Raw genomic sequence first — 24,698 nt, forward strand, 5'->3', positions numbered from 1 at the left:
GGGCCGGAACCGTTCCGTCCCCGGCGCGTCCGGTATCCCTGGGAACAACCACCACCGAGAGAGCGGGAACCATGGATCTGGGACTGTCAGGGGCGAAGGTACTGGTCACCGGGGCCAGCCGAGGCATCGGGCGGGCCATTGCCCGGCTCTACGCGCAGGAGGGCGCCGACGTGGCGTTGTGCGCGCGAGGGGAACGGGCCCTGGAGGCCGAGGCCGAGCAGATCACCGAAGGGTTCGGGGTGCGTGCCTTCACCCGTGCCCTCGATGTGACCGAGCACGACGCCCTGCCCAACTTCGTCGAGGACTCCGCCCGCGCCCTGGGCGGGCTGGACGTGCTCGTGTCCAACGTCTCCGGCGGCAGCGCGCCCACCCCCGACCAGTGGCAGCGCGGTTTCGACGCCGACCTCATGCCCTTCGTGCGCCTGACCGAGGCGGCCGAGCCCCACCTCAAGGCCTCCGAGCAGGGCGCCGTGGTGCTCATCTCCACCACCTCGGCCCTGCACACCACCCGGCCCGCCGGGCCGCGTTCCTACGGAGCGGTCAAGGCCGCACTCAACCACCACGCCGCGTCCCTGGCCCGTACCTGGGCGCCGGACGGCGTACGCGTCAACACCGTCTCGCCCGGGCCGGTCGAATTCCCCGGTGGCGGTTGGGAACGGCGCAGGGAGAGCGACCCGGACTTCTACGAGACCATCCGCGGCCGCATCCCGTACGGGCGCCTGGGCCGACCCGAGGAGGTCGCACGCGCGGCCGCGTTCCTGGGCAGCCCCGCGGCCGAGTTCATCACCGGGCAGAACCTCACCGTCGACGGAGCCTTCCTCGACCGCATCGCCTGACCCGGGCGGGCCCGGCCCGGCAGGCACGTGTGCCCCGGCCGCGCGGCCGGGGCACACGTGCGACCGTGGAAGATGCGACCGGGTGTTCAGCCCTCGCGCAGGACCGACACCAGGCGTGTGGTGCGCTCCAGGGCGGCGTTGTCCCGTACCCCCGACTCCAGGGTGCCCCCGGTGGCGTCCACCAACGACACGTGCCGCGTCGCCCTGGTCAGCGCGGTGTAGACCTGTGGGCGCGAGACCGGCGTGTCCGGCGGCAGGACCACCACGACCGCGGGCCACAGCCCCCCGTGTGCCGCGGCCACAGGGACGGCCCACGCGTGGCGCAGCGATCCCGGATCCGACACCGTGGTCCGCGCACCGCCGGCCAGCTCGACCACGGCGCCGTCCGCGTTGACCTCGCGCAGGTGGCCCTGGTCGCCGGAGGCGGTCATGACCCGGTCGCCGGCGTCGAAGCCCCGGCCCGGGTTGATGCGTTCCTTGAATGCGGCGTTGAGCTCGTGGGCGCCCGCGGGCCCGTCCTCGCGTGCGGTGACGACCTGGGCATGCTCGGGGGCGATCTCCAGCGCGCGCGGGATCGAGTCGGTGATGAGCTGCACGGCCCGGTGCGCGGCCTCCTCCGCCGACGACGCGGCCACACGCACCACCTCACGGCCGGGTGCAGCCACGTCGGGGACCTCGCCCGCGGCCACACCCGCAGCCAGTTCCCGCACCGGGCCGGCGGGGCCCTCGCCGAGCTGGGCCACGTGTGCGGTCCGGGACGTGGCCACGTCGATCACCACCCGCCCGGGGGAGGCCGACGGGGCCTGGTGCGGGTCGGCAGCCAACACCAGGTGGGCCCCGTCCGGGCACGCGGAGGCCAGCTGCGCGGCGGTGGAGACCCCCGCCGACATCGCCTCGGTGAGCACGACCAGGCCGGTCTCCAGGGGTGCGCGCCCGGTCAGTGCGGTCAACGACTCCACCCGCACCGGAGGGTCGGGCACCAGTTCGGCCACGGCGTCCTGCAGAGCGGCCGCGGCCTGCGCGGTGGGCGCCGCCACGGACAGGCCCACCTGGCTGTCCTCGGCGATCAGATGCAGGCACAGCACTGCCCGGGCCAGCTCCGGAAGCGACGACGGGCCCTGGCGAAGTACCACCAGCGGTCGCAGCGCCACCGTCACCAGGGCGTCCCGGGTCGCCCGGGTGACCTCGAACCCGAACTTCTCGGCCGCGGTGTCCACGGTCTCCCCGGCGGTGGCCGAGTCCATGATCGGGTCGTTGCCCCCGATGAGGCGCAACAGCTGCTCGCCCAGGCGCTGCTCCGCATGGCCCACGTCGGGAAGCGCGTAGTGGCGGTCGGGGTCGGGCAGGTCCGGGACCCCGTCCTCGGCCGGGTCGAAGTCGTCGTCGGTGTCGTCGGTGCTCTCGAAGAGCACGGCCTCCTCACGCTCCTCGGCCGCCGACACCGCCGCAGGGGGGTCGGGTGCACCGAGCTGCCCCACCATCGTGGCCAGGCGCTTGTCCTCCACCGCCGTGTGCCCGCGCGCGGCCGCGCGGCGCAGCACGTGCGAGGTGAGCGCGGCCAGGCGACGAGGGTCGTCGGGGCGTGCCTGTTCCCCCAGGTGGCGGCGGGCGCAGTAGTCGGCCTGTTCCACACTCACCTGGGGCAGGCGCAGCAGCAGCCAGGGATCGGTGTCCAGGTCGAGCGCCGCGTGGGGGCCGAGCACGGAGACCAGGCGCGGAGCCAGAGCGGGCGGGGCACCCATGCGGTCAAGGACGGCACTGACCTGTTCGACAGCCTCGGACACCGGTTCCCCTCGTCACGGAAAGTGGGCGGACTCCGGTGAGCCTACCGCTCCCTGAGGACGGCCACCCCCGGCCCCACCGGTGCCGAGGCCGGTGCACCGCGGACCTCAGCGCCCCGGTACCGAGGTGGCGTCGTCCAGTGCCTCGCGGATCTTGGGCGGCAGCTCGACCGCCTCCACGTCCAGGATCTCCTCCAGTTGCGGCAGGGTGCGCGGCCCCACCACAGCGGCGGCCACGCCCTCCTGGTCGCGCGCCCAGCTCAGCGCCACCGCCAGCGGGGGCACACCCAGCCCCTCGGCGGCAGTGCAGACCGACTCCACGACCCGGCGGCCGCGCTCGTCCAAGTAGGGCTCCACGTACCCGGCCATGTGGGGGAAGGCCGCCCGGGAGTCCTGGGGCACGCCGCCGCGGTACTTGGCGCTGAGTACCCCGCGCCCCAGCGGCGACCACGCGATCACGTGGGCGTCCGAGGCGCCGGCCGCGGGCAGCAGCGCGTGGTCGGCCTCGCGGTTGAGCAGGGAGTACTCCGAACCCGCGCTCACCATCGGCACCCGGCCCGGGCAGGCCCGCTGCCAGGTCGCCAGGGTCGCGAACTGCCAGGGCTCCACGCTGCCGGCCCCCACGTACCGGGCCTTGCCCGCGGCCACCGCCGCCTCCATCGCTGCCAGGGATTCCTCCGGCGGGGTCGCGGGGTCGAAGGCGTGCAGTTGCCACAGGTCCACGTAGTCGGTCTGCAGGCGTCGCAGGGAGGCGTCCAGGGAGGCCAACAGGTGGCGGCGGGAGGTGTCCACCGGGCGGTGCGCGCCGGGGGTGTGGCCGCTCTTGGTGCCCACGACCACCTCCTCGCGCCGCACGGTCCCGCGCAGCAAGCGGCCCAGGATGCGTTCGCTCTGCCCGCCGGTGTAGATGTCCGCGGTGTCCACGAACGTGCCGCCCGCCTCGAGGAACGCTGTGAGCTGCTGCCCGGCCTCTTCCTCGGAGGTGTCGTTGCCCCAGGTCATCGTGCCCAGAGCAGTCCGTGAGACCCAGAGGCCTGATCTGCCCACCTGTCGCTGTTCCATGCGGCGGAGAGTACCGTGTTCAACTTGCAGCGGCCTCGGGTACACCTTGCTGCTCTAGTTTTGGGGCACTCGGCTCGCCGCCCCCGGGCGGTCGGGAATCCCCTCGGATGTGGGTTCCTGTGCCTGTGCCGCCCCCATGTAGCGACTCTTTGCAGTTATATAATTGTTTTCGGTGACTACAGTGGGGGTCGGCGCCGACCCGCGGACGTCACACCGTTCCCGCGCCCGGTCGAGCCGAGAGCCCCTGGCCGTGCTCCGGTACCGCGCGCACCGGACCCTCACGAAAGTCCGACAGCTCCGTGTCCATCCTCGAGGCGGTCGTCCTCGGCCTCATCCAGGGACTCACCGAGTTCCTCCCGGTCTCCTCCAGCGCCCACCTGCGGGTCTTCGCGGCCTTCTTCAACTGGCCCGACCCCGGTGCGGCCTTCACCGCCGTCAGCCAGATCGGCACCGAACTCGCGGTCGTCATCTACTTCCGCAAGCGGGTGTGGGCGATCATCTCCACCTGGTGCCGATCCCTCGTCGACCGCGGCCTGCGCAGCGACATGAACGCCCGTATGGGCTGGTACATCATCCTGGCCACCATCCCCATCGGCATCCTCGGCCTCACCCTGGAGGACCACATCGAGGGCGCCTTCCGGGACCTGCGCCTGATCGCGCTGACCCTCATCGTCTTCGGCATCGTGCTCGGCGTGGTCGACCGCATGGCCCGCCGCGACCGGGAGCTGCAGGACCTCACTCTGGGCCGCGGGCTGGGCTTCGGTCTCGCGCAGACCCTCGCGCTGGTCCCCGGTGTCTCACGCTCGGGTGCGACCATCACCGGTGGCCGCCTGCTCGGCTTCACCCGTCCGGCCGCCGCGGAATTCGCGTTCCTGCTCGCCATGCCGGCGGTCTTCGCCTCCGGCTTCTACAAGATGCTCGACATCGGCGGCAACGAGTACGCCGGTTGGGGTGCCACCGTCGTTGGGACCCTCGTCGCCCTCGTGGTGGGCTACGTCGTCATCGCCTGGCTCATGCGCTTCATCCGGACGCACAGCTTCATGCCCTTCGTCCTCTACCGCATCGCCCTGGGCGTGCTCATCCTCGTCCTGGTCCAGTACGGGGTGCTCGCCCCGGAGGGCGGCGCGGGCGTGGGAGGATCGACCTGACACGGCGCCCGACACCGGGATCCGTCCCGTGGGCACGCGGGAGGGGACGTCCTAGGGTGGGGGCATGGCGACACCGGCAGCACCCCACGGCTCCCCGCCCGCGCCCGAGGCGGTCACCCTCCTCCTGGTCCGGCACGGTATGACCGACGCCACCGGGCCGAAGCTGGCAGGGCGCGCGCCCGGTGTCCACCTCAACGACACCGGGCGCGGACAGGCCGCCGACCTGGCCCGGCGCCTGGAGGGCCTGACCGCTGCCACTCTGGTCTCGAGCCCTCTCGAGCGCTGTCAGGAGACGGCCGAGGCCGTGGCCGAACGCCTCGGGTTGCCGGTCACCACCGACGAGCGCTTCATCGAGTGCGACTACGGCAGCTGGACCGGGCGTTCCCTCACCGACCTGTCCGACGAACCGCTCTGGCGGGTCGTACAGGACCACCCCAGCGCCGCGCGTTTCCCGGGCGGCGAGGCCCTGGCCGCCGCCTCGGCCCGGGCCGTCGAGGCGGTGCGCGACTGGAACGGGCACGTCGCCGCCCAGGCGCCGCCCAGCGACGACGACACCCCGCCGGTGCCGCCCGTCTATGTCGTGTGCAGCCACGGGGACATCATCAAGGCGATCGTCGCCGACGCCCTGGGTATGCACCTCGACCTGTTCCAGCGTGTGCGCGTGGACCCCTGTTCGGTCACCTCCGTCACCTACACCCGCTCCCGCCCCTTCCTCAACGGGCTCAACGACACCGGCGAGTCCCTGGCCGCCGGGCTGCCCACCGCCTACGAGGCCAAGGGCGAAGCCGCCGTCGGAGGGGGAGCGGGGGTCTCGGGGCGCACCGAACAGGCGTGACCCCCGACCCGGCCCGCCGCCGCACGGAGCGGGTTTTCTCCGTCGGTCCGACGGTCTTCTCCGGCTTTTCGCATGCCTCGTTTCCGACGGTTCTCAGGGTCTCGCATCAGTACAACAGCGGTGATTTCTGTTGTTTTGTGGCGGTGTGCATGAATGTTTTTCATGTTTTCCTCCTGGGTTCGGGTTCGGAGGACGGTCGGACCGTGGGGACCCTCCTCGTCGACCTCCCGGACCTGGAGAACCGGCACCTGGCCGAGCTGGACGTGTCGGTGGTTCCCGGGCACCGGCGCCGGGGCCTGGGCGCACGGCTGCTCGGACAGGCCGCGAAGACCATGGCGGAGGAAGGGCGTACCACCGCGGCCGGCGAGGTCTGCCTGCCCGGAGGGCAGTCCCCGGACTCCTGGCCGGGCGCCCTGTTCGCCCGGTCCCACGGCTTCGACGTCGTACACGAGGAGGACTACCAGGTCCTGGACCTGCCCTTCCCGGAGGAACGGCAGGCGGCCCTGCCCGAGGCGACCGGCGGCCACCGGATCCTCACCTGGACCGGGCCGTGCCCGGAGGACCTGCTGGAGCCCTACGCGCGCATGCGGACCGCCATGGAGCGCGATGTCCCCACCGGAGAGCTCGACACCGAACCGCAGGTGTGGGATGCCGACCGGGTCCGTGATGAGGACCTGCGCCGGGTCGAGCAGGGAGACACCACCATCGTCTCCGTCGCGCGGGCCGCGTCGGGGGAGTGGGCCGGGTACAGCCTGATGATGGTCCCGGACGGGGGCGCGGGGGAGGTCTACCAGGACGACACCCTGGTGATGCGGTCCCATCGGGGGCACAGGCTGGGCGTGGCGCTCAAACGGCGCAACCTCGAGGAGCTGTCCCGGCAGGCCCCGGGGTCGAGGTGGCTCCGCACGTGGGTGGACCCCGACAACGCACCGATGCTCGCGGTCAACGACCTCTTCGGGTTCCGCACGGTGGAGCGCATGTGGGAGGTCCAACGCGTGATCACCTGACCGGGAATCGTCCCGTGTCACCGTGATCCCTTAGGCTCGTGGCATGCCCGTCTTTCAGTTCAACCCGCCGGAACGGTTCGTCGCCGGGACCGTCGGCCAGCCCGGGGAACGCACCTTCTTCCTGCAAGCCGTGGGCGAGGGGCGCATCACCAGCGTCGTTCTCGAGAAAGCCCAGGTCGAGGCCCTGGCCACCCGAGTCGAGGAACTGCTGGAAGAGGTGAACCGCCGCTTCGGCGCCCAAACCGAGGACGCCGAACCGCCAGAGGACGACGGGCCCCTCGAACAGCCCATCGACGAGGACTTCCGGGTGGGGACCCTCGCTCTGGCCTGGGACGCCGAGGCGGCGCGCGTCATCATCGAGGCCCAGGAGATCGACGAGAGCGCCGGGGAGGAACTGACGGAGGAGGACGAGGAGGAGCTGGAGGTCTTCACCGAGGAGGGCCCCGCCCACCGCGACGTCCTGCGCGTCTACCTCACCCCCGGTGAGGCGCGCGCTTTCGCCGGCCGCGCGCTCAAGGTCGTCTCCGCCGGTCGTCCCGACTGCCCGCTGTGCGGCCGCCCGCTGGACCCTGCCGGGCACGTGTGCGTACGCCAGAACGGGTACCGGCCCGACAGCCTGGTCTGACGTGGCCGCCGAGCGCGAGCAGTCCGGGAACCCGCCGTCCGAACCGGTGGCGGGCGGGTCCCGCGACGCCTTCGGCGGCCTCACGCCTCCAGAGGGGATGCGCCTGCTCCACGAGGGCGCACTCACCGTCGAGGGGCGCCTGACCGAGGCCTCCAACGCCACCCTGTACTGCACCGTCTCCGACGGCACCCGCTCGGCCGCGTGTGTGTACAAACCCGTGGCGGGGGAGCGGCCCCTGTGGGACTTCCCCGACGGCACCCTGGCCGGCCGCGAGACCTCCGCCTTCGCCGTCTCCGAGGCTCTGGGCTGGGCGGTCGTCCCGCCCACCGTGCACCGTGACGGCCCTTTCGGCGAGGGCATGGTGCAGCTGTGGGTGCACGGCGACACCACCGCGGACCTGGTGGAACTCTCCCGCAGCACCGACCACACCGGGCTCCGGCGCATGGCCGTGCTGGACACCGTCATCAACAACACCGACCGCAAGATCGGCCACCTGCTGCCCACCCCCGCCGGCCACCTGTACGGCTGTGACCACGGCGTCTCCTTCGCCGAGGACTACAAGCTCCGCACCGTCCTGTGGCAGTGGCAGGGCCTGCCCCTGACCGAGGAGGCGCTCACCGCGCTCATGCGCCTGCGCGGCCTGCTCGCCGACCCCGGCAGCGAGGTCGCCGCCGCCCTGGAGAGCCACCTGACCGGCCCGGAGGCACACGCGGTGCGCGACCGGGTCGACCTGCTGATCCAGCACGGCATCCACCCCTACCCGGCCCCCGACTGGCCCTCGGTGCCCTGGCCGCCGGTGTGAGACGCCTCAACTACCGCGGGGTACGTGTTCCCGCGGCCCCCCGTGCCTGCACAATGGTCCCGTGAGCAACGACAGCGAGTGGAACTACCTCTTCGACATGGACGGCGTGCTCGTGCGCGAGGAGCACCTCGTCCCCGGCGCCGACGCGGTCCTGGCGGAGCTGCGTGAGAACGAGACCCCGTTCATGGTGTTGACCAACAACTCCATCTACACCCCGCGGGACCTGCGTGCACGGCTGCTCAACGCGGGGTTGGACATCCCAGAGGAGTCCATCTGGACCTCGGCGTTGGCCACCGCGCAGTTCCTGCAGACCCAGCGGCCCGGCGGTTCGGCCTACGTCGTGGGGGAGTCCGGTCTGACCACGGCCCTGCACAACGTCGGCTACGTCATGACCGACCGCGACCCCGACTACGTCGTGCTCGGCGAGACCCGCACCTACAGCTTCGAGGCCATCACCCGCGCGATCCGGCTCGTGCGCAACGGTGCGCGTTTCATCGCCACCAACCCCGACGCGACCGGCCCCAGCGCCGAGGGCCCGCTCCCGGCCACCGGCGCGGTCGCGGCGCTCATCGAGAAGGCCACCGGGCGGCGCCCCTACTTCGTGGGCAAACCCAATCCGCTCATGATGCGTTCGGCGCTGCGCCGCATCGGTGCGCACTCGGAGAACACCGTCATGGTCGGCGACCGCATGGACACCGACGTGCTCAGCGGGCTCGAGGCCGGCCTGCAGACGGTCCTGGTGCTCTCGGGCATCTCCGGGCGCGAGACCGCCGAGCAGTTCCCCTACCGGCCCACCCTCGTGCTCGAATCGGTCAACACCCTGGTCGGCAGGACCCGCGACCCCTTCGGGGCCGACGGCCTCCAGCCCGACGTCTGAGCACCCTCCACATGGGTCGGCCCCGCCGCCGTTCGCGGGCCGGCCGGGACCGGACACGACGACGGGGCGGCGGGCCGGGGNCGTGGTCCGCCGCCCCGTGATGTCGCTGCTGCGAGGGTGGTGTTACTACTGGTCGGCCAGTTCTTCGACCTTGGCCGCCTCTTCGCGGCGCCGTGCGCGCAGAACCTCCAGACGCTCCGCCAGGACCTCCTCGAGGTCCTCCATGCTGCGGCGCTCCAGCAGCATGTCCCAGTGCGTACGCACCGGCTTGGCGTTCTTGGGCTCCTCGCCCTCACCGTCCCGCCTACGGGCGCGGTCGCCGCAGAACCGGCACTCCCATTCCACCGGAACCTCGGCCTCGGTCGCGAAGGTGACCGAGAACTTGTGTCCTCGGGTGCAGTCGTAGGTGACTTCCTGCCGGGGAGCCAGGTCGGTGTTGCGGTCGTTCTCGTAGCTCGTCGCTCCGAGCCGGGTTCCGCGAAGTGCTCGCTCGGCCATCGTGTGGGTGCCTCCAGGCGCTCGTGCTCTCTCGCGGGGTTGTAACGCGTCGGTCCACGTCAAGATTCCCCGAGGACCCGAGATCGAACCGCGCATGATGCACCGGGGGCCGTGCCTCCTCCCGGTGCGTGCGTCGCCTCGGTGTCGCTGCGTGGGTGTGATGCGGGACACGGGCCGATCGTCCGTGTGCGCCCCTGTCTGTGCGTCCCCCACCGTACGGCCTGCGCATTCGTGCGTTGTCATCGCCCCGGGGATGCGGGGGGCGAGGCGATGGTCACGGCCCGGTCGAGCGTGCGTGAATTCGGGGTGCGGCCCGCCGGCCTTCGTGTTTTCCGCGATTGTTGTTCCGGAGTCGTGGGAGGGAACGTCTCTGGCCTGCAGTTCTCGTGGGTGCACGTGAACCCTTCCCGTCACAGGCATCCCGGTGCGTAACGGTGTCAACGGATCAGCAGCATGTGCGTCCGTGCGAGTATCACAAGCTTTCACCCGTGCGCAATGGTGTGCTTTTTCCTGGGGCGGGTGCAACGGAAAGGTCCGCATTTCCGTTATCGTCGTCCGCGCGGCGCAGTGGTAGGTTGTGCCGCTGTGCGGCGAAAGCGGCGCCGATGCATTTCGGTGCACCCTTTCGCTCCCTCGTGCACGTGGGACCCCGACGCCCCGAGCGGTCCCATCAGCGACGACGTGGCCGGATCTGGAGATGAGCGACAAAATCCCCCGAGACCGAGGAGCGCCCTCGTCCCGGTCGACCGAACCCCTGTGGTTCCTGCTGCCCGTGCCCGCACTCCTGCTCTGGACGTGGGTGTTCTGGGAGGCCCCAGCGGACCTGACGGCGCCCGTCCTGGCCGCCGGAGGCGCGACCGTCGTCCTGCTGACCGTGTGCGCCGCCCTCCTGGCCCGCCGCGCCCGCAAGGTGCGCGAACTCGACGGCCGCGTCGACGCCGTCTTCGACCAGGCCGCCACCCTCGCCGAACGCGACCTTCCCCGGGTCATCACCCGCCTGCGCGAGGGTGAGAGCGCCGAACGGGTCCTGCACACCCTGTCCCGTTCCGAGTATCCCGCCTGGCAGCCCGTGCTCGACCTCGTCGTCTCCGAGATCTCCCGGGCCGAACGGCGCCGCGCGGCCACCGTCAGCGCCTGCGCCACCGCAGCCGGTCGCATCCAAGCCATGACCACCACGATGCTGGCCGACCTGCGACGGATGCAGGACAGCCACGGGGACGGCACCGCCGGCGCCGACGTGCTCGGCGACCTCATGCACCTGGACCACACCGTCGCGCGCACCGGCCGCACTGCCGACAGCATCGCCGTGCTCACCGGGGCACGCTCCGGTCGCCGCTGGAGCCGTGCCATCCCGATGGAGAGCATCGCGCGCGGCGCCATGAGCCGCATCGGCGGTTACCAGCGTGTGCGTCTGCACCACGTACCCGACCAGGCCATCGCCGGGTTCGCCGCCGAGGGAATCATCCACGCGCTCGCGGAGGTCCTCGACAACGCCGCGAAGTTCTCCCCGCCCACCTCCGAGGTCCACGTGCACGTGGAGGAGGTCCAGGCCGGGCTGGCCGTCATGGTCGAGGACGGCGGCCTCGTCATGGGGGAGGAGGCCCTCGGCCGGGCGCGGGAGACCGTGGCCCGGGGCGCGGACATCGGGGAGATCTCCGGGACCCGGCTCGGACTGTCCGTGGTCGGGCTCATCGCCCACCGCTACGAGCTGTCGGTCTCCTTCCGCCCCTCCTCGCGCGGGGGCACCGCGGTCGTGGTCCTGCTGCCCCGCACACTCGTCAAACCCCTCGCGACCGGTCCCACGACCGGGGGCGCCCCGGCGTCCGGCCTGCCGCCGTCGCCGGGGCGGGGGAGCGCCCCGGGTGCTGCGCCCGCGCGAGGCAACTCTCCGGGTACCGGCCCCGTCCCGGGTCAGGGCACACCGCCCGTGCAGGGGGCCGGCAGCCCGAGCCCGGGTCAGGGCACACCGCCCGCGCGGGGAACGGCATCCGTTCCGCCGGAGCCCGCCCCTGCCGCACAGGTACCGCCCACCGGATCTCCTGCACCGGGGCCCGCACCGGCCGACCGCCCCGCCACCGAGGACCGCGACACACCCCCGCGCCACTCCAGCGGCCTGCCCATGCGCAGGCGAGGACAGACCCTCGCAGCCACCCAACGGCCCGAACCCGGACCGGCCACCTCCGGCCCCGCGACCTCGTCCCAGGGCTTCGGAGCATTCCGCTCCGCCGTACGCGGGCAGGGACCGACCGGAACACCGAAGGACGGATGATGGACCTCGACAAGCTCACCTGGCTCCTCGAAGGACTCCTGGAACGCACCCCCGGCACCCGCCACGGGCTGGTCCTGTCGCGGGACGGCCTCAAGCTCTGCCACACCTCCGGGCTGACCCGGGACAGCGCCGACCATCTCTCCGCCATCGCCGCCGGGCTCCAGAGCCTGTCGCAGAGCGCATCGATCGAGTTCGGCAACGGCGGCGGTGGTGTGCGCCAGGCCATGACCGAGTTCTACGGCGGGCTCCTCTTCATCGTCGAGGCCGGTGCCGGCGCCCACCTGGCCGTGCTCACCTCCGAGCAGGCAGACCCCGGGCTGGTCGGGCACAACATGAACGAACTCGTCGAGCAGATGGGCGAGTACCTGACCACCCCGCCGCGCCAGGCCACGGGGGCGTCGTGACCCGCTCCCACCGCGACGAGAGCCCCGACCGCCTCCACGTCATCACCGGGGGGCGCAGCCGGGGAGCCGACGACGCCCTGGACGCCGTCACCCTCGTCGTGGCCGAGAGCGCCCCCGCACCGGGCATGCAGTCCGAACACGCGGCGATCCTGCGCCTGTGCCGGACCCCCACCGCCGTCGTCGAGGTCGCCGCGCACCTGCGGCTGCCCGTCACGGTCGTGCGGATCCTCCTCACCGACCTCATCGACACCGGGCAGGTCACCGCACGCCACCCCGCGCCCGCGCCCTCGCAGTCCCACCCCTTCGCTTCCCCGGACGTGCTGGAGAAGGTGCTCGTTGCACTCCACAACCTCTGAACCCGAACCGAACGGCGTCGCCCTGCCCCCGACCGCCTCCCGAGCGCTCAAGATAGCCGTCGTCGGCGGTTTCGGTGTCGGAAAGACCACCCTGGTGCGCTCGGTCAGCGAGATCCGGCCGCTCGACACCGAGGAGACCATGACACGCGCCGGCGGGGGCGTCGACGACCTCGCCGGCGTCGAGGACAAGCGCTCCACCACCGTCGCCTTCGACTTCGGCCGCATCACCCTGGATGCCACCTCCGTGCTGTACCTGTTCGGCGCACCCGGCCAGGAACGGTTCTGGTTCCTGTGGGACCGTCTCTTCACCGGCTCGCTCGGCGCCGTGGTCCTGGTCGACACCCGCCGTATCGAACACTCCTGGTACGCCATCGACCGCCTCGAACAGCAGGGCACCCCCTTCGTGGTCGCCCACAACGACTTCGGTGTCGAGCACGACCTCGAGGACGTGCGCGCGGCCCTGGACCTGGACGCCGGAGTGCCGCTCATCCGGTGCGACGCCCGTGAGCGCGCCTCCGCCAAACAGGTCCTCATCACCCTCGTCCAACACGTGCAGGCCCTGGTCGCAGCCTCGGCCCCGACGCAGAGGAGCGCGACGTGAACGTCTGCCCGGTCCGCCTGCGCGGTCCCGAACACACCACGGACCCCGCGGGCCACCTCGAGAAGATGCGCGCCGAGCACGGCCCCGTCGTCCCGGTGCTCATGGACTCCGACGTGCCCGCGTGGCTGGTCATCGGATACCGCGAACTGCACCACGTGCTCAACACCCCGTCGGTGTTCGCGCGCAGCTCCGCCCGCTGGAACGCCTGGGAGCGGGTCCCCGCCGACTGGCCCCTGCTGCCCATGGTCATGCAGCTGCCCACCGTGCTCTACTCCGAGGGCGACGAGCACCGGCGCCGCTCCCGCGCCATCACCGACGCGCTCTCGGCCGTGGACCCGCACGAGCTGCGGGCCGTCACCGTGCGCATGGCCGACCGGCTCATCGACACTTTCTGCGGTTCGGGCAGTGTGGACCTGCGCACGGCCTACAGCGCCCGCATCCCAGCGCTGGTCCTGGCGTGGATCTACGGGCTCGAGGACCGCCGCGGCGACGAACTGGCCCAGATCATGACCACCATGATCGACGGCGGTCCGGACGCCATGGCCGCCCAGCGCGAACTCATGACCCGCATGGCCCACCTGGTCGCCGAACGCCGGGCCGCACCCGGCCCCGACGCGGTCTCGCGGCTGCTCGCCCACCCGGCCGGCTACACCGACGACGAACTCACCGCCGAACTCATCGTGGTCCTGGGCGGCGGCAACCAGCCCACGGGCGAGTGGATCGGCAACGCCCTGCGGCTCATGCTCACCGACGAGCGCTTCTCCGCATCCTTCGCGGGCGCGCGCAGCAGTGTGCGGGCCGCGCTCAACGAGGTCCTGTGGGAGGACACCCCCACCCAGATCCATGCCGGACGGTTCGCGGTGCACGACACCGAACTGGGCGGACGCCGGATCGGCCGGGGCGACATGGTGTTGCTGGGCCTCTCGGGCGCGAATCAGGACCCGTCCGTGCGCGCGGGGGTCACGGCCGAGGGGAACAACGCGCACCTGTCGTTCTCCCACGGTGCGCACCGGTGCCCCTTCCCTGCGCAGGACATCGCAGAGACGGTCGCCGCCACAGCCGTGGAGATCCTGCTGGACCGCCTGCCCGACGCCGAACTCGCCGTCGCGCCCCACGACCTGCGCTGGCGCTCCTCTCCCTGGGTGCGCGGGGTCTCGTCCCTCCCCGTCACCTTCACCCCCGTAACCCCCCGAGGAGGCTACTGATGCCCTGTCCCGTCGATCACGGCTCCGGTGGAACCGTCACCCTCGACCCCTACGTGCGTGATCTGCGTTCCGAGCGCGAGGAACTCCACGCGGCCGGCCCCATCACCCGCGTCGAACTGCCCGACGGGGTGACCGCCTGGGCCGTCACCCACCACGCTCTGGCCCGCGACCTGCTCACCGACCGCCGCATGGTCAAGGACGTCGCCCACTGGGACGACCTGCAGCAGGGCCGCATCCCCGAGGGGTGGCCCCTGCTCAGCACGATCCCCCCGACCCCCACCAACCTGCTCGGCACCGACGGACCCGAGCACCGGCGCCTGCGCGAACTCACCGCCAAGGCGTTCTCCGCGCGCAGTACCGAGCGGATCCGCCCCCGCGTCGAGCAGCTGACCGGGGAGCTGCTCGACGCTCTGGAGGACCGCGCCGACCAGGTTCTGGATCTGAAATCGGAGTTCGCGTTCAAGCTCCCCATGAACGTCATCGGCGAGCTCTACGGCGTCGACAGCTCCGAGCACGCCTACCTGCGCGACATGTACGTGAAGTTCTTCAGTTCCGTGACTTCGCCCCAGGAGTTCATGGAGGTCTACGCGACCCTGGAGCGCTACTACGACGACATGATCGTGGCCAAGCGTGCGGCCCCGGGCGACGACCTGACCACGGACCTCATCAACGCGGGCGAGAACGGCGACGCCCTCACCGACCTGGAGATCCGAGGGACCCTGCAGGTCGTGGTCGCCGCCGGCCACGAGACCACCGTCAACCTCATAACCAACGCCGTGCGTGCGCTGCTGGCCCACCCGGAACAGTTCGACCTGGTCAAGAAGGGCGAGGTTGGCTGGGACACCGTGGTGGAGGAGACGCTGCGCTTCGACCCGCCCACGTCCAACTTCGTCTTCCGCTTCGCCGCCGAGGACGTCGAGGCCGGGGGTGTGACCATCGAGAAGGGCCAGGCCCTGATGGTCTCCTACGGTGCGATCAGCCGCGACCGCGACGAGCACGGCACCGAGCCGCACCCCGACACCTTCGACCTGACCCGCGACCGCGGGCGCCACATCTCCTTCGGGTTCGGGCCGCACGTGTGCCCGGGTTCCCACCTGGCGCGCATGGAGGGGCAGATCGCCCTGCCGGCGCTCTTCGAGCGCTTCCCCGACATGCGCCTGGCCGTGCCCGACGCCGAGCTGGAGAACCACCCCTCCATCGTCGTCAACAGCCTCAAGGAGCTGCCGGTGCTGTTGCGGCCCTGACCCCCGTGCGGTGGGGCGCCGGCCCGGGCGTCCCACCGGTGTACAAACAAGACTTGGCGCACCAAGGCTCTCCTTTGACGCATGCCGTCCTATCGTGTGTGTCCCGGACCCTCGGGACCCACGGGAGAGGCCGATGTTCTCCGCACGAGTGTCCACCGCAGCCGCAGCTCTGGCACTGCTGGCGGCGTCCGGGTGCGAGCTTCCCGGCGCGGACGAGGTCCTGCCCGGAACCAACGGGGAGGAGACCGGCGAACGCACCGCGCCGAATTCCGAGAGCGACGACGCCACCGACGCCGACCGGCGCCGGGGCAGCGAGGGCGAGGACCCGCCGCCCGGGGGAGCCACACAACAGGCGGCTTCCGAGCCCCTCGTGCACGACTACGTGAGTGCGCTGGCCGCTGCCTCCGACCCCGATCGGATGCGCGAGGGCCTGGACCTGGCCGAAGAGGACTCCACCGCCCACGCCTACCTGCGTCACCAAGCCGGCTTCTCCCAGGCCTGGGAGGACGCCGGAACACCGCTTCCGGACAGCGATGTGCACACCGCGTCCGGCGGGAACGAGGTCTGCCGCACCCGGGAGCCGGGGACCCAACCCGTCTGCGCGGTGCACGACCACTTCACCGAGAACGACGAACGCCTCGCCGACCTGCGCGTGGACGGCACCGATCCCGGCCCCCGGCTGTCAGCGGCCGACGGGGTCACCGACGAATCCGAGGGTGTACACGCCACCTTCCTCAGCGCCTACCGGAGCGTCGAGGACGGGACCCTCGTGGTCACCGCAGACCTCACCACCGTCGATGACGTCAGCCTCGACCTGGACGGCGCTGCCTACGTGCCCGAGGGGTCGGACGCCGAGGAACCCGCCGCCGTGTCCGCGGGCCGCTACGAACTCGACGCGGGCAGCGGGACCCACGCCGCCTTCACCTTCCCCGGGGCCGATCCGGGCGGCGAACTCCGTTTGGGCGGGTGCCTGGCCGAGTGCTCGGCAATGGTCGATCTCGCCCTTCCCGTGCCCGACTGAGTGAGGACGTGGTCAACGCGGACGGCGGCCCCACGGGTCCGCTCCTGCTCATCCGCCGGTGCTCCGGGGTGCGGGCGGGTTCTCGGGGAAGTCCGCGGTGGGCACGTGGAACAGGCCCCCGGCAGTCCGGCAAGGTTCGATGCCTCGTCTTCTCCCCGGGGCTCCACGTCCAGTCTGCCGAACGGACCTTTCCCGTGTTCGCTTCGACAGTTTCGTCCGGCTTCGAAATCGCTGTGACGGCCCCAGGTCTGTTCGGTGGACTCTTCCGTCGCTTCGATCGACCACTGCGCCGTCAGGCGTCGTTCGAGGGTCGGTGGCGGGTGACGGTGTGGGCCGGCGTTCGCCGAGCAGGCCCTGGTGCGTCGGTTTCTGGCTCCACGGCCGTTCGGGTGCTGGGAAGAGTTCCGGACGGTCCCTGCATCCTCGATCGTGTTTCCCCAGCTCCGTCCGGTGCTGTGGGGGTCAATCCCGGCGTCCGCCACCGTCCGCTGCCTTCTTCTCGCCCGGGTCGGGGTCCTCGGCCGGGTCGGCGGAGGACCCCCACAGGTTGAAGAACGCGTTGAGCAGCAGCGCGCTCACCGCGGCCGTGACGATGCCCGAGTGCAGGATCATCTCCGCCCACTCCGGGAAGGCGGTGAAGAAATCCGGTGCGGCGATCGGCAGCACACCGAAGGCCATCGAGACCGCCACGATCATGAGGTTGTGGTTGCCGTCGAAGCCCACCTCCGACAGGGTGCGGATCCCCGCCGCGGCCACCGAACCGAAGAGCACCAGCCCGGCCCCGCCCAACACCGGGGACGGGACCATCGCCACGACCTGTCCCAGGTGAGGGAACAGGCCCATCGTCACCAGGATCCCGCCGCCGACGGCGACCACGTGGCGGCTGCGCACCCTGTTGAGCGCGATGAGGCCGACGTTCTGGCTGAAGGTGCTGCCGGGGAAGGAGTTGAGGAAGGGACCCACCACGGCGGTGGCCGCGTCCGCCCGCAACCCGTCGGCCAGTCGGCGTCCGTCGACCTTCGTGCCCACCACCTGGCCCACCGCCAGGATGTCGGCCACACCCTCGGCCAGGATCACGATCATGACCACGCACATCGTCACGATCGCTGCGAGCTGGAACTCGGGGGCACCGAAGTACAGCGGCTGGCCCACCGAGAACACCGGGCCCTCTCCCACCTCGGACGGGTCGACCTGTCCGAAGGCGGCCGCCCCCAGGGTTCCCAGGACCAGGCCGATGAGGATCGCCATCCGGCTCCACACACCCGGAAGGACCTTGCTCAGGATCAGGATGGTCGCCAGTGTGCCGCCGGCCATGGCCAGAGCGGGGGTGCTGGGCGCGCCCGACCCGGGGTCGTCCTGGATCCAGCCGACCGCGACCGGCAGCAGCGTCACGCCGATCACGGTGATGACGGTTCCGGTGACCAGCGGGGGGAAGAAGCGGATCAGCGACGCCACGAACGGAACGGCGACCAGCCCGAAGACACCCGCTGCGATCGCGGCGCCGAACACCGCGGGCAGTCCACTGCTCTGCCCGATGCCCGTCATCGCGCTCACCGGTACGAACGAGGTGCCGATGACCAGGGGCAGCTGGGCGCCGAAACGCCACAGACCCAAGGTCTGCAACAGGGTCCCCAGGCCGCTGACCAGCAGTGCGGCGCTGATGAGCATGGCGGTCTCCGTGCCGTCCAGGCCGACCGCCTCGGCGATGATGATGGGCGGCGTGATCACACCCGCATACATCGCCAGGATGTGTTGGAGACCGTAGGTGAACATCCAGCGCGCAGGGGGACGTGTGTCCTCGGGGCGCGCGGCCGGGCCGTCCGGCGCGGGGCTCTGACCCTTGCTGCCCTTGGGGAACTTCATCTGGGACCTTCCGGTTCGTCAGTGCCGTGGGGGATCGGCGAGCCTGCCCGTCGCGCCTCGCGGGCCGGTCACCGACATGGTGCTGTCGAGCGCCGCGCACAGGCAACTACCGTTGCGTTACACGCGCCGCACCCACGTGTTGCCGGACCATGACGTCCGTGGTGCGGGGTGTGGGCTCCGACACCGGAGGGGACCCGGTTCCGCGTGCGACACCCGTGTTCGGCCTTCCTCCCCGGTGGGGCAACCACCGCCACAATGGCGGGGGGGGGGGCANGCCGGGCGGTGTGGGACTTCTGGTCGGACAGCCCGCCCTGGCTGCGCCGGTCCTCGGCCGTCTCGGCCGCCCTGGGCGCGGTTCTGCTCACCCTCGGCCTGTGGGGCGACGCCACCGGGTTCTGGACAGGGCTGGATTACCTGACCTCCATGGTCTCCGGACTGACCGGACTCACCTTCGGCATCCCCGCCGCCCTGCTCATCTACAGCCGACTGACCGACGCCCGTGCCGAGGCCGATCTGCGCAGGCAGATGCTGCGCCGCGCGCGAGTGGTCGGCGCCGACTTCCAACGGGCCGTGTACGCCGCCTTCGGCACCGACGACCGCGGCACCGTCCTGGAGGCCCTGAACCGCACCCGCGCCCGCAACGCCGCCCTGGCCCGCGCGCTGCACGCCGCCCTGCACACCGACGCCGACACCGACGAGCTGCACCGGCTCGTCGAGGAACGCAACGAGGCCTGGCGCTCGGTCGGTCGCCGCCGTTCCGGCACCCGCCGCGCCTCACGCATGTACGTACGCATCGTGCAGGTGGAGTGGCGCGAGGTCCTGGCCACACGCGGCCGCGTACACGAGGCCGGGCTGGACTGGCTCGACACCCACAGCGTGGTCAGCATGAACGACGCCACCGAGAGCCTGGGGCGCGGCGCCTACACCATGTTCGAACGCAATTGGGTCAAACGCCTCAATCAGCTCTCCGGCCTGCCCGGACCCGAGCACGACGACGGCAGCCGGCGCGAGATCCTCACCGAACTCCGCCTGGACACGGGGGAGGTCAACGCGTTCCTGGAGGCCCTGGCGCGCCTGATCGACGAATCGCCCCACACTCTGGACCGCCCGCCGCGCACACCGCCGCGCGGCTGAAGCGAACTCCGCCCTCAGGCGGCGCGGGCCGGCGGCAGCTCGGGGGCGCGCTCGCCGCGCATCCACAGGGCCAGGTCCTCGCGGCCCACCAGGGTCAGCGCCGCGTCGTGGCCCGCGCCCGCTTCGCGTACCGCCGCGTCGGTGAAACCCCGCGAGGCCACGAACACCCCCGTGAACCCCCGGTGGCTCCCCGAGAGCGTGCCCACGAACGCCCGCACCTCGTTCGGTGGGACCGGCCGCCGCCAGCGTTTGCACTGCACCACGACCGCGCGCCCGTCCGGGGCACGGGCGCGCACGTCAGCACCACCGTCGGAGGCGCCGCCCACCACCTCCACCTGCCGGTACCCGTGGGTGCGCAGCAGGGAGGCCACGAACGCCTCGAACTCGGTCCCGGTCATGAGGTCCACCCCTGACAGGTCGGTGCGGGCCACCGACCGCTGCTCACGCCAGGCGGCCCACCGTCGGCGCAACCACCACACCAGCACCACGGCGCCCGCGAGGCCGGCGGCCCCGAGCGCGGCCCACAGCAGGGGCCGGTCCGCGTTCGCGCTGAGCCACGTGCCCAGCGCCAGCAGCCCCAGCACCACCCAGGGCCACCCGTCCCGGTGTCGGCGCACGAACGCCCACACACCCCGCCTGCGCCGCCGTCCCACCGCGGTCCTCCTCAACGTCCACCGACCCGTCGGGAGCATACTCTGCGGCCCCGGAACCCTTGCGGGGCGGGCGGAGCAGACGTGTGCCCCACCCCACTGCCCTCGCCGTTCGACCCGGATCCGGCCGCCCCGCGACGCTGTCAGAATGGGAGGGTCGCCGGTCGGGCCGGTCAGGGGCGGGGGAGCGCCGCGGCCGCGACGCCTTCGACGAACGTGCAACCGTGCATCCGGACAGAGACGGGGATGATCCGTGGCTGAGCGCAGGGCCCTGGACCTGGACGCGCTCGCGGTCAGCGACCGCTTCCGACTGTTCAACTTCACCCGCCGCGACGACCACGTCACCTACCTGTGGATCCTGCGGGCCATGGACCGCCTGCGTGAGGTCCACCAGGTCCAGGTCGGGGCCGGAGACGTCGCCGGAGCCCTGCGCGAACTCGCCGCCTCCCACCCCGAGGTGCCCGTGCCCGACAGCGGTCTGCGTGACCGCCTCGACCAGCTCGCCGCCGACGGGCTCGTGCACCGCTTCGACGACGCCTCCCGTGCCGGCAACCTCGCCAGCTACCGCAACCGGCAGTCCGTCTACCAATTCGGCGAGCTCGGATACTGGGCCTACCAGGCGGTCGAGAACGTGCTCGGTGCCCGCGTGGAGGACGTCAACCTCTCCCGGCTGGTCTTCTCCGACGTGCTCGACGACCTGCGAGCCCTGTCCGAGGCCAACCGCACCGGGCAGGGTGAGGACGTCTACCGGCGCCTGTCCCGCCTGGACTCGGTGATGGAGGACATGGGTCGCCGCTCCGCCCAGTTCCACGTGACCCTCGGCGAGATCCTGCGCTCCACGGAGGCCTCCCCGGAGGTGTTCCTGCGCCACAAGAACGCGCTGCTCGTGCACATGTCCGACTTCATGGCCGAGCTCGAGCGCTACCTGCCGCGCCTGGACACCGCCGTGCACGAGGTCGAGGACACCGGTCTGGCCACCTTGCTCTCACGTGCCGCCGAGGCCGACGAGCGCCTGTTCATGGACCGTGCCGAACGCCTCGAGGACTGGCGCCGCCGCTGGCTGGCCGGNCGCCCACCCGAGCCGCCGAACTGGGTGCGGCCACCCGCTCGGCCGTCTCCGGTGTCATCGCCCTGCTGCGCCAGATCACCGAGGCCCAGCGCAGCGGTGTGAACCGCTCCACCCAACTGCGCCACCTCGCCGAATGGGTGCACGGTGCCCCCGACGACGGCGCCGCCCACGCCCTCATGGGCGCCGCGTTCAACATGCGCTCCGCCCGACACCTGGGCAGCGCGCATGAGGACGGCGAACAGATCTCACCCAATGCCACCTGGTGGGACGCCCCCGGTGTCGAGGTGTCGGTGACGCTGTTCCGCAGCGACCGCGCGCCCAGCACGGGGGTGCCCAAGCCGGTGCGCCGCAACCCCGGTGCCAAGGCCGCCCTGCGCGAGCGCCAGGCCGAGGACCGCGCCGCCGAACGCCGGGCCGCCCGCGACCTGGTCTCCGACGGCGCCCACACCCGCGTCCTGGACGAGACCGACACCCGCATCCTGTTGCGCCTGGTCACCAAGGCTCTGGAATCCCGCAGTGTCGTGGCCGGCCGCCTGAGCTCGGCCGACGGCACCGACGGCGGGACCACCGTGCGCCTGGTCCCCAGCGAGCAGGGCAGCACGGTGCGCACAGCCCAGGGCAGCATCCACCTGCCGGGTTTCCGCCTCGAGCTCCTCTCCGGGAAGGGGAAGTGATGGCCCGCCGCCGCGGCCCCGCACGCACCGTCGACCCCGCCGACCTGGGCACCTACCAACAGGCCGTACGGCGGGGGCTCACGTGCGACCTCATCACCGCCACGCGCCCCCGCCCCGGCGCCCTCGAGCACGTACTCCGCTGGGCCGACCAGATGTCGGAGGACCTGCGCGCCCTCTTCGGCTACACCCTCATCGCCACCACCGACCACGTGCGCCTGGTCCGCGAACTCGACGAGCTCGACCCCACCCAGCGCCAGGTCTTCGCGCGCAAGGGCAAACCCTTCGACCGGCGCCGCCTGGCCTACCTGTGCCTGCTCCTGGCCACTTTCCAGCGCTCACAGGTGGAGATCAGCCTCGGCGACCTGGTCCGCCGCTTCACCCCTTCGGCCAATGCCGTGGACGGGCTCGGCTACGATCCCACCGACTCCACCCACAAGGCAGCCCTCGTCGACGCCGCGCACTGGCTCCTGGACCGTGGCGCCCTGCACCTGTCCGACGGGTCGTTGGAGGCCTGGGCACGGGGCCACGAGCACGCCGACGCGCTCTTCGACATCGACCACGAGATCTGCGAGATCCTCTTCCGGCCCGCCCGCCCCGTGCAGCACCTGGGCAGCGTCACCGGCCTGCTCAGCGACCCCGTCCCCCGGGAACTGGGCCGCGAGCGCGCCGCACAGCGCGCCCGCCGCCTGCTGGTCGAACACCCCGTCGTGCTCTACGCCGACCTCGACCCGGAGGTCGCCTCCGCCCTGCGCACCAAGGGCCCGGCCGAGGACGTGGCCCGTATGACCGGCATGGTGGTCGAGCGCCGCGCCGAAGGGGTACTGCTCGCCGACCCCTCCGGACTGTTCACCGACCGTCCCTTCCCCGGCCGCGGCGGCGCGGTCACCCGCACCGCCGGGCTCCTGCTGGCCCAGATCGCCGACCTGTTCGAGACCTCCTGGGCCGCCCTCGACCACCGTGAACTGCCCGCACGCGCCGTCGAGCACGGCGACCTGGTGCGCCAGGTCGATGCAGGGCTGCCGCGCCACGGGGTGGTCGGAGAACTCGCCTGGACCGACCCCTCACCCGCCGGAACCGGGCCCGCGGCCGCCCCCGACCGGGTACCCGTCGTCGACCGGGCCCGTCTGGAGGGGATGGTCGCCGACCTGTTCGCCGAGTTCGGGTCCGCCTCGTTCACCAACACCTGGCAGCAGGACCCCCACGGGCTCCTCGACGCCGCGTTGGCCCTGCTCACCGACCTGCGGCTGGTGCGCCCCACCCCGGACGGGGTCGCGGTGATGCCCGCCGCACTGCGCTACCGCAACATCCAGGGGGCGCTGCCCGAACGCCCCGACACCGGCCAACTCCCGTTCGGCCCCCTCGAGGCCCCGGACACCGCCGAGGGCGGGGAACCTGCCGCGGCCCCGGACACCGGGAACACCGACGCCGAGGACACGGCCGACGGCCCGTCCGAGTCCGTCGGCCGGCACGCGAGCGCCCCCGACGCAGCCGACCTGCACCACACCGAAGGATCCACCCCATGAGCCGCAGGAGCGACCGCTTCCAGCCCAGCCGCGCAGGCGTCATCAACGTCTGGGACTACGTCGACGAGGAGTTCGCCTTCGCCGACGGCCGGCTCGTCCTGCGCGGCCACAACGGCTCCGGCAAGACCAAGGCGCTGGAGGTGCTGTTCCCCTTCATCCTGGACGGCTACACCGACGCCCGCAGGCTCGACCCGTTCAGCGGCCAGAACCGCACCATGAAGTCCAACCTGCTCTACCGGGGCGACGAGTCCGCCTACGGGTACGTGTGGATGGAGTTCGCCCGCCCCGTCGAGGAGGACGGCACCCCGCCCGAGACCGTCACCCTCGTCATCGGGCTGCGCGCCCACAAGCACCGCGACGGCGTCGTGCCCTCCTTCTTCGTCACCGACCGGCGCATGGGGGTGGACTTCGGGCTGCTGGCCTCCGACGGCCGCCCCCTCACCGAACGCCAGCTCAAGGCCGCCCTCGGGGAGCAGGCCCACCACAGCACCGCGACCGACTACCGCCGCGCCGTCGATGCCCGGCTGTTCGGGCTCAAGGAACGTTACGTCCAGCTCCTCGACCTGCTTCTGGCCCTGCGCCGGCCGCTGCTCGCCAAGGACCTCGACCCGGAGAAGGTCTCCGAGACCCTCACCAGCGGCCTGAGCCCTGTCGACGAGACCCTCCTGGACCAGGCCGCCCGCGACTTCGCCAACCTCGCCGCCGTACAGCGCCGTTTCGACAGCGCCAACGCCGCGCACGAGGCCGTCGGAACTTTCCTCGGCGAGTACTCCGCCTACCTGACCGCCAACGCCCGGCGCCGACTGGGCCGTATCCGCACGGCCGCCGACCAGGCGGGCGAACACGCCCGTGCCGTCACCGGGGCCGCGGCCGAACACGACCGCGCCACCCTCGCCCGCGAGGAGGCCCGCACCGAACAGGAACGCCACGAGGCCCGCGGCGGCGAGCTCGCCGCCCAGATCAAGGCCCTGGAGGCCGACGAGGCCCTGACCGACCACGCCGGCCTGCGAGAGCGGAGCAACACCGCACAGGAGAACGGCCGCCGCCTGAAGGCCCAGGCAGAACGCCTCGACGGGCGTGCCCACGAGATCGCCGGGCTGCGCACCGAGGCCGACCGGGTCGCCGAACGTATCGAACGCGACCGCGCCACCGCCCAGCGCCTTTCCGCCGAACTCACCGACGCCGCCCGCCGGGCCGGGATCGACCACGACGCC

Annotated in this window: 22 protein-coding genes; 17 read left to right on the forward strand and 5 right to left on the reverse strand. The window is 72.0% G+C overall.

All coding sequences use genetic code 11. From position 1 onward, the window contains the following. The first annotated feature begins 71 nt into the window (after positions 1-71). Positions 72-836: an SDR family NAD(P)-dependent oxidoreductase gene (locus D474_RS0109345; protein WP_017613318.1), complete on the forward strand. Its 765-nt coding sequence runs from the start codon at positions 72-74 to the stop codon at positions 834-836. 86 nt (positions 837-922) lie between these two features. On the opposite strand, the gene D474_RS0109350 is transcribed toward D474_RS0109345, so the two are convergent. Both D474_RS0109350 and D474_RS0109355 read right to left on the reverse strand, forming a co-directional pair. Next, positions 923-2,620, reverse strand: a complete 1,698-nt coding sequence (locus tag D474_RS0109350; RefSeq protein ID WP_017613319.1) for a helix-hairpin-helix domain-containing protein — start codon at positions 2,618-2,620, stop codon at positions 923-925. A gap of 105 nt (positions 2,621-2,725) precedes the next feature. Continuing rightward, entirely contained in the window at positions 2,726-3,679 is a 954-nt protein-coding gene (locus D474_RS0109355) for an aldo/keto reductase (RefSeq protein ID WP_193373988.1), read from the reverse strand. A 299-nt stretch (positions 3,680-3,978) separates the two neighbouring features. Here D474_RS0109355 and D474_RS0109360 point away from each other — a divergent pair, with 299 nt between their 5' ends. From D474_RS0109360 to D474_RS0109385, 6 genes are all read left to right on the forward strand, one after another. After that, positions 3,979-4,827 carry an undecaprenyl-diphosphate phosphatase gene (locus D474_RS0109360; RefSeq protein ID WP_017613321.1) on the forward strand — a complete coding sequence of 283 codons (849 nt, stop codon included), beginning with the start codon at positions 3,979-3,981 and terminating at the stop codon, positions 4,825-4,827. A gap of 64 nt (positions 4,828-4,891) precedes the next feature. Continuing rightward, positions 4,892-5,662, forward strand: coding sequence for an MSMEG_4193 family putative phosphomutase (locus tag D474_RS0109365; protein ID WP_017613322.1), 771 nt, complete (start codon positions 4,892-4,894; stop codon positions 5,660-5,662). A 149-nt stretch (positions 5,663-5,811) separates the two neighbouring features. Then, positions 5,812-6,669, forward strand: a complete 858-nt coding sequence (locus tag D474_RS28120; RefSeq protein ID WP_083931775.1) for a GNAT family N-acetyltransferase — start codon at positions 5,812-5,814, stop codon at positions 6,667-6,669. A 43-nt stretch (positions 6,670-6,712) separates the two neighbouring features. Beyond that, positions 6,713-7,294 (forward strand): DUF3090 domain-containing protein, encoded by a 582-nt coding sequence (locus tag D474_RS0109375; protein WP_017613324.1) that lies wholly within the window; start codon positions 6,713-6,715, stop codon positions 7,292-7,294. A gap of 97 nt (positions 7,295-7,391) precedes the next feature. After that, a complete protein-coding gene (locus tag D474_RS0109380; protein ID WP_083931776.1) occupies positions 7,392-8,096 on the forward strand; it encodes an SCO1664 family protein in 705 nt (234 codons plus the stop codon). Positions 8,097-8,193: 97 nt separating this feature from the next. Continuing rightward, positions 8,194-8,973: an HAD-IIA family hydrolase gene (locus tag D474_RS0109385; RefSeq protein ID WP_051050943.1), complete on the forward strand. Its 780-nt coding sequence runs from the start codon at positions 8,194-8,196 to the stop codon at positions 8,971-8,973. 126 nt (positions 8,974-9,099) lie between these two features. On the opposite strand, the gene D474_RS0109390 is transcribed toward D474_RS0109385, so the two are convergent. Beyond that, on the reverse strand, positions 9,100-9,471 hold the full coding sequence (locus D474_RS0109390) for an RNA polymerase-binding protein RbpA (RefSeq protein ID WP_017613327.1): 372 nt from the start codon (positions 9,469-9,471) through the stop codon (positions 9,100-9,102). Positions 9,472-10,168: 697 nt separating this feature from the next. Between D474_RS0109390 and D474_RS0109395 the strand changes: the two genes are divergently transcribed. The 7 genes from D474_RS0109395 (at position 10,169) to D474_RS0109425 (ending at position 16,571) form a co-directional block, all read left to right on the forward strand. Continuing rightward, the gene (locus tag D474_RS0109395) at positions 10,169-11,740 is read left to right on the forward strand and encodes a sensor histidine kinase (protein WP_017613328.1); all 1,572 of its coding nucleotides are present in this window, start codon (positions 10,169-10,171) and stop codon (positions 11,738-11,740) included. Further along, positions 11,740-12,144, forward strand: coding sequence for a roadblock/LC7 domain-containing protein (locus tag D474_RS0109400; protein WP_017613329.1), 405 nt, complete (start codon positions 11,740-11,742; stop codon positions 12,142-12,144). Before D474_RS0109395 ends, D474_RS0109400 begins: the two co-directional genes overlap by 1 nt. After that, positions 12,141-12,500, forward strand: a complete 360-nt coding sequence (locus tag D474_RS0109405; RefSeq protein ID WP_017613330.1) for a DUF742 domain-containing protein — start codon at positions 12,141-12,143, stop codon at positions 12,498-12,500. The genes D474_RS0109400 and D474_RS0109405 overlap by 4 nt, the downstream gene beginning before the upstream one ends. Next, the gene (locus D474_RS0109410) at positions 12,481-13,101 is read left to right on the forward strand and encodes a GTP-binding protein (protein WP_017613331.1); all 621 of its coding nucleotides are present in this window, start codon (positions 12,481-12,483) and stop codon (positions 13,099-13,101) included. Before D474_RS0109405 ends, D474_RS0109410 begins: the two co-directional genes overlap by 20 nt. Beyond that, positions 13,098-14,306: a cytochrome P450 gene (locus tag D474_RS0109415; RefSeq protein WP_017613332.1), complete on the forward strand. Its 1,209-nt coding sequence runs from the start codon at positions 13,098-13,100 to the stop codon at positions 14,304-14,306. Before D474_RS0109410 ends, D474_RS0109415 begins: the two co-directional genes overlap by 4 nt. Next, positions 14,306-15,550: a cytochrome P450 family protein gene (locus D474_RS0109420; protein ID WP_017613333.1), complete on the forward strand. Its 1,245-nt coding sequence runs from the start codon at positions 14,306-14,308 to the stop codon at positions 15,548-15,550. Before D474_RS0109415 ends, D474_RS0109420 begins: the two co-directional genes overlap by 1 nt. Before the next feature lie 133 nt (positions 15,551-15,683). Beyond that, entirely contained in the window at positions 15,684-16,571 is an 888-nt protein-coding gene (locus tag D474_RS0109425) for a hypothetical protein (RefSeq protein WP_017613334.1), read from the forward strand. Positions 16,572-17,033: 462 nt separating this feature from the next. Here D474_RS0109425 and D474_RS0109430 read toward each other — a convergent pair whose 3' ends face one another. Next, on the reverse strand, positions 17,034-18,434 hold the full coding sequence (locus tag D474_RS0109430) for a nucleobase:cation symporter-2 family protein (RefSeq protein WP_017613335.1): 1,401 nt from the start codon (positions 18,432-18,434) through the stop codon (positions 17,034-17,036). A gap of 1,148 nt (positions 18,435-19,582) precedes the next feature. Next, on the reverse strand, positions 19,583-20,197 hold the full coding sequence (locus tag D474_RS0109440) for a restriction endonuclease (protein ID WP_017613337.1): 615 nt from the start codon (positions 20,195-20,197) through the stop codon (positions 19,583-19,585). 388 nt (positions 20,198-20,585) lie between these two features. Here D474_RS0109440 and D474_RS33845 point away from each other — a divergent pair, with 388 nt between their 5' ends. The 3 genes from D474_RS33845 to D474_RS28130 are packed head-to-tail and all read left to right on the forward strand — an operon-like array spanning position 20,586 to position 23,484. Further along, complete coding sequence (locus D474_RS33845) at positions 20,586-21,389, forward strand: DUF2397 family protein (protein WP_449289348.1); 804 nt, start codon at positions 20,586-20,588, stop codon at positions 21,387-21,389. Continuing rightward, the gene (locus D474_RS33850; protein ID WP_275040780.1) at positions 21,308-21,961 is read left to right on the forward strand and encodes a DUF2397 domain-containing protein; all 654 of its coding nucleotides are present in this window, start codon (positions 21,308-21,310) and stop codon (positions 21,959-21,961) included. Before D474_RS33845 ends, D474_RS33850 begins: the two co-directional genes overlap by 82 nt. Beyond that, complete coding sequence (locus D474_RS28130) at positions 21,961-23,484, forward strand: DUF2398 family protein (protein WP_017613338.1); 1,524 nt, start codon at positions 21,961-21,963, stop codon at positions 23,482-23,484. The genes D474_RS33850 and D474_RS28130 overlap by 1 nt, the downstream gene beginning before the upstream one ends. Positions 23,485-24,698: the final 1,214 nt, after the last annotated feature.

The organism is Nocardiopsis salina YIM 90010, assembly GCF_000341025.1.
Taxonomy (GTDB): domain Bacteria; phylum Actinomycetota; class Actinomycetes; order Streptosporangiales; family Streptosporangiaceae; genus Nocardiopsis; species Nocardiopsis salina.